General features: G+C 58.8%; 8 protein-coding genes. All 8 read left to right on the top strand.

The genetic code is table 11. The features are described from left to right. The first annotated feature begins 102 nt into the window (after window positions 1–102). A complete protein-coding gene (locus LBR61_08905; GenBank protein ID MDR1732192.1) occupies window positions 103–1,587 on the top strand; it encodes an amidohydrolase in 1,485 nt (494 codons plus the stop codon). Between the two features lie 56 nt (window positions 1,588–1,643). Then, entirely contained in the window at window positions 1,644–3,176 is a 1,533-nt protein-coding gene (locus LBR61_08900) for an ABC transporter substrate-binding protein (protein MDR1732191.1), read from the top strand. Window positions 3,177–3,207: 31 nt separating this feature from the next. After that, window positions 3,208–4,149, top strand: a complete 942-nt coding sequence (locus tag LBR61_08895; protein ID MDR1732190.1) for an ABC transporter permease — start codon at window positions 3,208–3,210, stop codon at window positions 4,147–4,149. Between the two features lie 5 nt (window positions 4,150–4,154). After that, entirely contained in the window at window positions 4,155–5,054 is a 900-nt protein-coding gene (locus LBR61_08890; GenBank protein MDR1732189.1) for an ABC transporter permease, read from the top strand. An 18-nt stretch (window positions 5,055–5,072) separates the two neighbouring features. Beyond that, on the top strand, window positions 5,073–6,086 hold the full coding sequence (locus LBR61_08885) for an ABC transporter ATP-binding protein (protein MDR1732188.1): 1,014 nt from the start codon (window positions 5,073–5,075) through the stop codon (window positions 6,084–6,086). Beyond that, complete coding sequence (locus LBR61_08880) at window positions 6,087–7,109, top strand: ATP-binding cassette domain-containing protein (protein MDR1732187.1); 1,023 nt, start codon at window positions 6,087–6,089, stop codon at window positions 7,107–7,109. A 36-nt stretch (window positions 7,110–7,145) separates the two neighbouring features. Then, the gene (locus LBR61_08875) at window positions 7,146–8,444 is read left to right on the top strand and encodes a CapA family protein (protein MDR1732186.1); all 1,299 of its coding nucleotides are present in this window, start codon (window positions 7,146–7,148) and stop codon (window positions 8,442–8,444) included. Between the two features lie 175 nt (window positions 8,445–8,619). Then, window positions 8,620–9,993: an MATE family efflux transporter gene (locus LBR61_08870; protein MDR1732185.1), complete on the top strand. Its 1,374-nt coding sequence runs from the start codon at window positions 8,620–8,622 to the stop codon at window positions 9,991–9,993. Window positions 9,994–10,214 lie beyond the last annotated feature (221 nt).

The following is a 10,214-nucleotide window of genomic DNA, read 5'->3' as shown; positions in this document are numbered from 1 at the left end:
AAATTTAATAATTTATGCAGTTAAGTTTAATAATTAAGCATATTTTTATATTTTCTCACATGCCAGACATATATCCGGATCGATGCGGCGGAGGTGCAGGTTTTGGATAAAAAGAAGATTTTGGATAAAAAAGAGGTTTGGGATAAAAAAGAGATGTACCGTTACCTGGACGACAACCTGAAGGTGATGGCCGACGTCTCCGACAAAATTTGGGACTGCGCGGAGACGGCCTTCGAGGAGGTGCGGTCCGCGGCGCTTCTGATGGACCTCATGAGGGAGCGGGGCTTTACCGTGGAGGAAAAAACGGGAGATGTGGACACGGCGTTTTGCGCCAGCTGGGGAAGCGGCGGGCCTGTGATCGGCATTCTGGCGGAGTACGACGCCCTTTCCGGCCTGAGCCAGGTCCCGGGGATCGCGGAGCGGAAGGCCCTTTCACCCGGCGGCAACGGCCACGGCTGCGGTCACAACCTGTTCGCCGGAGCCTCCGCGGGAGCCGCTCTGGCCGTGGGAAAATACCTTGAGGGAAACGGCGTTTCGGGGACCGTCAGGCTCTACGGCTGTCCCGGAGAGGAGGGCGGGTCGGGCAAGGCGTTCATGGCGCGCGCGGGTGTGTTTGACGATCTGGATGTGGCTGTCACCTGGCATCCCATGACGGTCAACGCCATCTGGGACGTGAGCTCTCTGGCCAACTTTCAGGTACTGTACAAATTCAGGGGCAGGGCCTCCCACGCCGCGAGCAGCCCCCACGCCGGACGCAGCGCCCTCGACGCGGTGGAGCTGATGAACGTGGGGGTGAACTTCCTTCGGGAACACGTGATTCAGGAGGCGCGAATCCACTACGCCATCACCAACGCCGGCGGGTTCTCCCCCAACGTGGTCCAGCCCGCGGCGGACGTGCTCTATCTGATCCGCGCCCCAAAAACGCCGCAGGTGGAGGAAATCTATGCCCGGGTCAACAAAATCGCTCAGGGAGCCGCCCTGATGACCGAAACCGAGCTGGAGATCCAGTTTATAAAGGCCTGCGCAAACATCGTCCCCAACAAAACGCTCTCCAAAGTGCTGTACGACAACCTTCTGGACCAGAAACTGCCGGATTACACGGCGGAAGAGCGGCGTTTCGCGGATGACGTGGCAAAAACCGCGGAGTGGACCCTGGACGACGTGGCCCGTTTTTTGGGAAGGTATCCGGCCGACCTTCGAAAATACTCCCGCCTGCTGGAGGGAAAAAGCCTGTGCGAGCTGGTTCTTCCCTTTCACGAGGACGGCCCCGACGGGCTGATGCCGGGCTCCTCCGACGTGGGGGACGTGAGCTGGATCGTTCCCACCTCGCAGGTCGTCACAACCTGCTACTCCATCACCGCGCCGGGACACTCCTGGCAGCGGGTGAGTCAGGGCCGAACCTCCCTGGCCCACAAGGGAATGCTTCTGGCCGCCAAAGTCATGGCCGGGGGAGCGGTGGACGTCCTCCATTCCCCCGACATCGTCAAAAAGGCGAAGGAAGAGCTGAAGGAACGTCTGGAGGGCGCGGTTTACCGCTGCGCCATTCCTCCGGAGGTGAAGCCCAGACCCATCGGTAAGCTGTCTTAATTTATTTTTTACGCGCCAAAAGCGCGATATTCAAAAAAGTCAGGAGATGAAAGGGAATGAAAAAGTTTTGCAAAATGAACGTGTTGTTGCTGACGGCCGCCGTAATCTGCCTCGTCAGCGGGGGAAGCGCCCTCGGAGCCGACGGGGACCGGACGCTGAATCTGAGCATTCTGGCTCCTCTTACCACCATTGACCCCCAGGCGAGCACCAATCTTCAGGACTGGATGTTCTTCCGGCAGGTTTTCGAGCCCCTCTATCACCAGAACGAAGCCACCAGCAAGTATGAGCCGCGGGTCGCCGAGAGTTACTCCATCAGCCCCGACAACCTCGTCTACACCTTCAAAATCCGCAAGGGGATCAAATTCCACAACGGAGCCGACCTGAAGGCCAGCGACGTGGTCTTTTCCTACAAACGCGCGCTGGAACAGCCCAAGGTCAGAAGCTACCTGGGCGGGGTGAAAAACGTGAGCGCCGGGGACGACTACACGGTGAAGGTCGAGCTGTCCGCCCCCAACGCCGCCTTCCTCAACAACCAGACCCGCGTCATGATCCTCAGCCAGAAGGAAGTGGAGGAGCAGGGCGGCGAGTTTGGCACGAAGCTGACCCTGGCCGGAACGGGCCCCTATTACCTCACCAGCCTGAAGCACGACGTGGAGTGGACCTGCTCCGCCTTCCCCGACTACTATCGGGGCGAGGCTCCCATCAAAAAGCTCCACTATACGCCCATCGTAGAGGCCTCCGCGGGGCTGATCGCCTTCGAGTCCGGCGAGCTGGACTGGTACATCGCCCCCATCGCCAACTGGGACGCTCTGACCTCCAACCCCGCGTATAAGACCCAGCTCGTTCCCGCGAACCATATCTCTTTTATCGCGCTCAATTACGAGCACAAGCCGCTTGACGACGACAACATCCGTATGGCCATCGCTTACGCCATCGACAAGGACGCCATGAATATCGCCTGCTACGACGGACACGCCCAGAACGCGGACTTCATGGTTCAGCCTCAGAGCAACGCCGGAGCACCCTCCAAAGGCCTCGTCTACAACTACGACCCGGAGAAGGCGAAGGAATACGTGAAGAAATCCGCCTACCCCAACGGAACCAACGTGGGGACCATCAACTGCTCCGCCGGCGGGTACTTCGAGAAAATGGCCCAGGTCCTTCAGAGCAACCTGGCGGACGTCGGGCTGACCTGCGACATTAACCGTCTGGACTCGGCGACGAACATGGAACAGGCGCGCCATCAGAAATTCGACCTGTTCTGCTCCGGAACCGACTGCAACGGCGATTTCGACTTCTACAAGCGCTATTCCTACTCGAAGGCCGTGGGCACCTATTACGTCAAATACGAGGGGACGAAATTCGACTACAAAAAGCTGGACGCCCTCTGGGACGCCGGAATCGCCACCACAGACCCGGCCGAGCGCGAAAAAATTTACAGCGAAGTGTCGGATTTCATCGCCGCCACCGCCACCATGTTCCCCGTCTTCCACAAGGTTCAGCCCTACGTCTGGACGCCGGATCTGACCATCCCCGTGAACTATCCCAACTATCCACAGGTTTACGAATGGTCCTGGACAAAGAAATAACCGCAAACCATGAAGAAGGGGGGGAAGATTCTTGCATCGGTTCATCTTTAAGCGCCTGCTCATGCTGATTCCCGTCATCATCGGGGTGTCGCTCCTGATTTTTCTCATCGTGGACATGATCCCGGGGGATCCGGGCGCGAACCTGCTGGGAGCGGGCGCTCTGCAGGAGGACATCGACATGCTGAACGAGCAGCTGGGTTACAATCTCCCCCTCCTTCAGCGTTACGGAAAATACATGTACGAGGCGATCTTCCACTTCGACCTGGGAAAATCCTACGCCACCAAAAAACCGGTCTTCACGGAGATCGTCAACCGCCTTCCCGTGTCTCTGACCGTGGCGTTCAACGCCATCCTGTTCTCGCTGGTGTTCGGGGTGCCCCTGGGGGTGCTTTCCGCGGTGAAGCAGAACACGGTGTTCGATCGCGTCCCCACGGGAATCGCGCTGCTTATGGCCGCGCAGCCCGCGTTTCTGATCGGGCTGGTGCTGATGCTCATTTTCTCGCTGAGGCTGAAATGGTTTCCGGCCAACGGAATCGCCAGCTGGAAAAGCTACGTCATGCCCATGATCGCTCTGGGACTTCCCTACGGCGGACGCCAGCTGCGTTTCACCCGATCCAGTATGCTGGAGACCATCCGTCAGGACTACGTCCGCACCGCCAAAGCCAAGGGAGCCCCACGGCAGCGGGTCATCTGGAAACACGCCATGAAAAACGCGCTTCTCCCCGTCATCACCGTGGCTGGAAACAGCTTCGGCATCCTGATCGGAGGAGCCATCGCCACGGAGACTCTGTTCGGCCTGCCCGGCCTGGGGTCCTTCATCGTGGCGGGCATCAAACAGAAGGATGTTCCGGTGGTCACAGGCGGCATCATCGTCTTCGCCGTGGTCTTCGCCTTCGTGATTCTAGCGGTGGACCTCTCCTACGCCTTCGTGGACCCTCGCATCAAAGCGAAATATTCCGGAAGGAGGGGATGAAGGAGATGAACGCCGTGAATGCCCTGTCCGACGCAGCACCTGACATCCTGACGTTCAAAAAGGAAAGCCGCTGGAAGGAAGTGTGGCGCAGGCTCAAAAAAGACCGGCTGGCGATGTTCGGGCTTGTCGTCATCTCCTTCCTGATTCTTTGCGCCGTTCTGGCGGACCTCATCGTTCCCTACAGCGTGGCGCTGAAGATGGCCCCGAAACTCAAGCTGGCCCAGCCCTCCGCCGTCCACTGGTTCGGCTGCGACGGCTACGGGCGGGATCTTCTGGCGCGCTGTCTTCACGGAGGGCGAATCTCTCTGCTCATCGGCTTTGCCACGTCCATCGCCACGCTGATCGTGGGAAGCCTGCTGGGAGCTCTGGTGGGCTACGTGGGCGGAAAGCTGGACGACATCGTCATGCGGGCGCTGGACATTTTCTCCGCCATTCCCTCTACCCTGTTCGCCATGGCCGTTGTGGCCGCTATGGGATCAGGGATCGTCAACATCTGTATCGCCATTTCACTGACCAATATTCCCGGATTCGTGCGTATCGTCCGATCATCGGTGCTCAACATCGCCGAGCAGGAGTACATCGAGGCCATGCGGGCAGGCGGAGCCTCCACCCTTCACATCCTCGTGAAGCACGTCATTCCCAACTCCGTGGGAACTCTGATCGTTCAGACCACCGCCAACGTGGCCTCCATGATCCTGTCCGCCGCGACCCTGAGTTTTCTCGGCCTGGGGATCAATCCGCCCCAGCCGGAGTGGGGGGCGCTGGTCAGCGAAGGCAAGGAATTTCTGCGCACCGCGCCCCATCTGGTTCTTTTCCCCGGCGTTTTGATCTGCGTGGCGTCCTTCTCCATGAGCATTCTGGGCGACGGCCTGAGGGACGCTCTGGATCCCCGCCTCCGAACCTGAGGCCGGGAGGGCGAAAACATGACAGATTCCTTGCTGCGGGTAAAAGATTTGTCGGTGATCTATCGAACCGATTTGGAAACGGTCAAGGCCGTCAACGGCATCACTTTTTCCCTGAACAGAGGCGAAACTCTTGGCCTCGTGGGAGAAACCGGCGCGGGCAAAACCACGACGGCTCTGGCCTGCATGGGCCTGCTCCCCGAGAACACCGGACGCGTCACGGGAGGCGTCATTGAGTTCGAGGGGAAAAACCTCGTCCGCCTTCCGGAGTCCGAAATGCAGAAAATTCGGGGCAGACGCGTCGCCATGATCTTTCAGGACCCCATGACCAGCCTCAACCCCGTCATGTCGGTGAGCGAACAGATTGCCGAGGCGCTGGAGCTTCACAACGAAAGCGGCAGGACGGCGGAGCAGATTCAGAAACGGGTGGACGAGGTGCTGTCGCTGGTGGGCATTCCTGCCGCTCGCAAGTACGACTATCCCCACCAGTTTTCGGGCGGGATGAAACAGCGCGTGGTTATCGCCATGGCCCTGGCCTGCGAACCGGAGCTTCTCATCGCGGACGAGCCCACGACAGCCCTTGACGTCACCATTCAGGCGCAGGTCATCAACATGATTCGGGAGCTGCGGGACCGGCTGGGAACCGCCATGATCATGATCACCCACGATCTGGGCATCGTGGCCCAGACCTGCGACAACGTGGCGGTGATGTACGCGGGCAGGCTCATTGAGGCGGGACAGGCGACGGACATCTACCTGTCCGAGGCCCACCATCCTTACACCACGGGGCTTTTTGGGTCCATCCCCAATCTGCGGGTCAAAACTCGACGTCTGACGCCCATCCCCGGCCTGATGCCCGACCCCGTGAATCTCCCGAAGGGCTGCAGCTTCTCCCCCCGATGCCCGCAAAAAACGAGCCGCTGCGACGAGGAAAGCCCCGCGGTCTATCAGGAGGGAACGCACCTGATCTCCTGCCATCTCTGCGAAAATCGGGGAAACTGGCGGCCGGTGAACCGAAACGGGGAGGGATCGTAAATGACGGCGTCCGTTGACATTCAGCCGCTGGTGGAGACCCGGGGGCTCAAAAAATACTTCAGGGTGCGGGGAGGTTTGCTCCACGCCGTGGACGACGTCAACATCACCATTCTTCCGAAAAAAACGTTGGGCGTCGTGGGAGAGTCGGGCTGCGGCAAGTCCACGCTGGGGCGGACGCTCATCCGTCTTCTGGAGCCCACGGAAGGACAGGTGCTTTTCGACGGGCAGGACATCTCCAGGTTCCACAGCCGGCAGCTGCAGGAGATGCGCCGGAAAATGCAGATTATTTTTCAGGACCCCTACTCCAGTCTGGACCCGCGCATGTCCGTGGCCGAGACCATCGCGGAGTTCATGCTGATTCACCGGACCTGCTCCGGGAAACAGGCCGCGTTTCAGCGGGCGGCGGAGCTCATGGACATCGTCGGCCTGGCCCGACGCTGCGCCGGAGCGTATCCTCACGAGCTGGACGGAGGGCGTCGTCAGCGTATAGGCATAGCGAGGGCCCTGTCCCTCAACCCGGAGTTCATCGTCTGCGACGAACCGGTTTCCGCGTTGGACGTATCCATTCAGGCCCAGATTCTCAACCTGCTCATGGACATCCAGGAGGATCGGGGACTCACCTATATGTTCATCACCCACGACCTTTCGGTGGTCCGGCACATCTCGGACGAGATCGTGGTGATGTATCTGGGGCAGTGCGTGGAGCACGCCGACTCCGATTCTCTGTTCGAAAATCCTCTGCACCCCTACACGAAGGCGCTGCTGTCAGCCATCCCCGAGCCGGACATCACCATGCGCAACAAAGAGATCAAGCCCATCCGGGGAGAGCTCGCCAGCCCCGTCAACCCTCCGGCGGGGTGCCGGTTCGCCGCGCGGTGCGACTACACCCGGGACGTCTGCCGGACGGTCACGCCTCCTCTGCGGTCCCAGACCCGACGGCAGGACGGGGCGGCGGAAACGGCTTCGGGGAAGGGAAGGCATTTCGTGGCCTGTCATTTGTTTCCGGAGGAAAGCGCCGTTTGATTTTCTGATAAATAAAACTTATTGGGAGGTATTGTAATGTCGGTCAAAATGAAGTTTACGGCGGCGGGCGACATGCTGGTTCATCGCCGGCTGCCTGAAACCTACCCGGGATTCGAGGAAATCGCCGCGGAGATTCGAAAAGGCGACATGCGTTTTTTCAACCTGGAAACGACGGTCCACGACTACGAGTCCTACGGTTCTCAGTACAACGGCGGAAGCTACCTCTGCGCGCCCCGCGAGATACTGGAGGACGCCAAAAGGTTCGGTTTCAACATCACGTCTTTTGCCAATAATCACACGTTGGACTTCTCCTACGGCGGACTGGAAAAGACTCTGGAGAACCTTCAAAAAGCGGGCTTCCCCTCCGCGGGAGTGGGGCTTGACCTGCAGCGGGCCGCCGAGCCCGCCTATCTGGACTGCAACTCCGGAAGGGTCGCGCTTATCGGCACGGTGTCCTCGTTCAATCCGGCGGCCATGGCCGGAAACGCCTCGGGAAGCGTAATAGGACGGCCTGGCGTGAACGGCCTGCGCATCAAAACCACGTACTTCATCAAGGCCGACCAGGCGAAAGTTCTGCAGGAAATAGCAGAAGGGACCCAAATTAACGTCCTTAACGAAATGTCCCGCAGCGAGGGCTACAAGACCGCCCTGCCCGAAAATACCATCGAGTTCGACAACCTTCTGTTCGAAATCAGCGAAAAAGTCGGACAAAAATCCACCGTGCATCCCGACGACATGGCCAGGGTGAAGCGGGCCATTTACGACGCCAGCTTTCAGGCCGACTACATCGTCATTTCCATCCACTGTCACCAGCAGCCCGGAGCCGAAAAATTCGTGGCTCCGCCGTTCCTCGAAGAATTTGCGCGCGCCTGCATCGACAGCGGCGCTCACGCTGTAATCGGGCACGGCCCCCACGTTCTGCGGGGCATAGAGATTTACAAAAACTGCCCCATTTTTTATTCTCTGGGCGATTTTGTCCTGCACAACGAAAACATCACGAAAGCGCCGGCGGACTATTACGAATTTTACGGACTGCCCGCCGACGCCACCATGTACGATCTGTACAGGACCCGCGACGCGGAGTTCACACGAGGACTTCAGTCCAAGCGGGAGGCCTTCGAGACGCTCATCCCATGCTGGGAGGCGGAGGACGGCAAACTGACCCGCTTATCGCTTCTCGCGGTGGAACTGGGGTACGGGATGCCCCGAAGCCGCGGCGGATGGCCCGCGCCGGCAAAGGACTCCTCCATTCTGGAGCAGGTCGCCGAGCGCTCGAAGGGGTACGGTACAAAGCTGAAAATTCAGGGCAACCGCGCCGAGGTCCTGCCGGGATAACGAAAACCGCCGGTCAGTGATATTACATCCGCACGGGGGGCAGTCGCAGGGCTGCTCCTCTTCATTTGTTATAATTGGACAGCCTGCAGAAAGCCGTTTGACCGGTGTGCAGCAGATGACAGGAAACATCAGAATTTAATAAAGATTGTTGGTATATTGAGGTTGGGACATTGAAATGGATAAATTGAACAAAACGGGTCACGCCACGGATCGCATCGGGAACGACAAAATCGGGAAGCTCCTTTTTGAGTTTTCCGTCCCCGCCATTATTGGGATGGTGGTGAACGCCGTTTACAACATCGTGGACCGCATTTACGTGGGTCAGGGAGTGGATCCCCTGGGCATCGCGGGGATCTCCCTGGTTATGCCCCTGGTCATGGTCATGATGGCCTCCTCGATCATCGTCGGAGTGGGGGCCAACGCCCTCTTTTCCATCCGCCTGGGGGAAGGCCGGCGGGACGAGGTGGAAAAAATCATGGGCCACGCCATCGTCCTTCTCTTCCTGATTCCCTTCGTGGTGCTGGTGGTCCTCTTCGTCTTCCTCGACCCCATTCTGAAGAACGTGCTGGGGGCCAGCGACACCGTATTTCCCTACGCCAGGACCTATTTTCAGATCATCCTCTACGGGGGCGTGTTCAGCGCAATGGGGCCGGGAATCAACCACTTCATCCGCTCGGACGGACATCCCCGCATCTCAATGGCCACACAGATTCTGGGGGCGCTGACCAACATCGTTCTGGACCCGATATTCATCTTCGTCTTCGGCTGGGGCATCGCCGGAGCCGCCTGGGCGACGATTCTCTCTCAGTTCATCTCCTTCGTCTGGGTGATCTGCTACTTCAACTCCCCCATGACTGCCCTGCGCTTCCGCCTTCGGGACATGAAGCTGAAATGGGCGCTGTGCCGGAAAATTCTGGCCATCGGCTTCGCTCCCTTTTCCATGCAGCTCGCCATTGGAGTTGTCAACATGGCCCTCAACCGGAGCCTCTTCGCCTACGGCGGGGACGTGGCCGTGGCGTCGATGGGGATTGTGTACAGCATCCTCACCATGATTTTCATGCCGCTTATGGGCCTGAATCAGGGAGTGCAGCCCATCATTGGCTACAACTACGGGGCGAAGCGGTACGCCCGGGTGAAGGAGACCTACCGTCTGGCGGTGCTCTCCGCGACGGCATTCGTCTCCATCGGATTCGCTTTTATCCAGCTTTTTCCGGGGCCTTTCATCGCGCTCTTTCGCAACGAGGCCGGGCCCATCTTCGACATGGGGGTTCACGCGCTCCGGATTTGCACGATGTTCCTTCCCATTATCGGTTTTCAGATGATCAGCGCCAACTTCTTCCAGGCCATAGGGAAACCCATTCAGGGCACGGTGTTGAGCCTGTCTCGACAGATTCTCTTTTACATCCCGATTCTTTTCGTCCTGCCTCGCTTCTTCGGGATATCGGGGGTATTCTTCGCCATGCCGGCGGCGGACGTTTGCGCGTCAACCCTGTCGGCCCTGGTGATCTGGCGCGAGTTTAAAAACCTGAACGCTCTGGAAGCGGCCTGAAACCAGTTTAAAGTAAAAGGCCTGATATGTCCTCTAATTTTTCCCATTATGTTTATATACTCAACTTCTCAGTAAATCTTTGGCGCCGGAAGTCTGCCTGTCCGTGCCCGGCCTGGTATAATAGGCGCGGGTAGACTGAAAGGAGAGAGCGTCGATTTTGACAACAGGAGAGAAGAGCGCGGTTCGTTTGTTGCCGCTGAAGAGCGATTTGATTTTTAAGA

The organism is Synergistaceae bacterium (assembly GCA_031272035.1).
Lineage (GTDB): Bacteria > Synergistota > Synergistia > Synergistales > Aminobacteriaceae > JAISSA01.
This window is presented reverse-complemented; position numbering and strand designations above follow the sequence as displayed.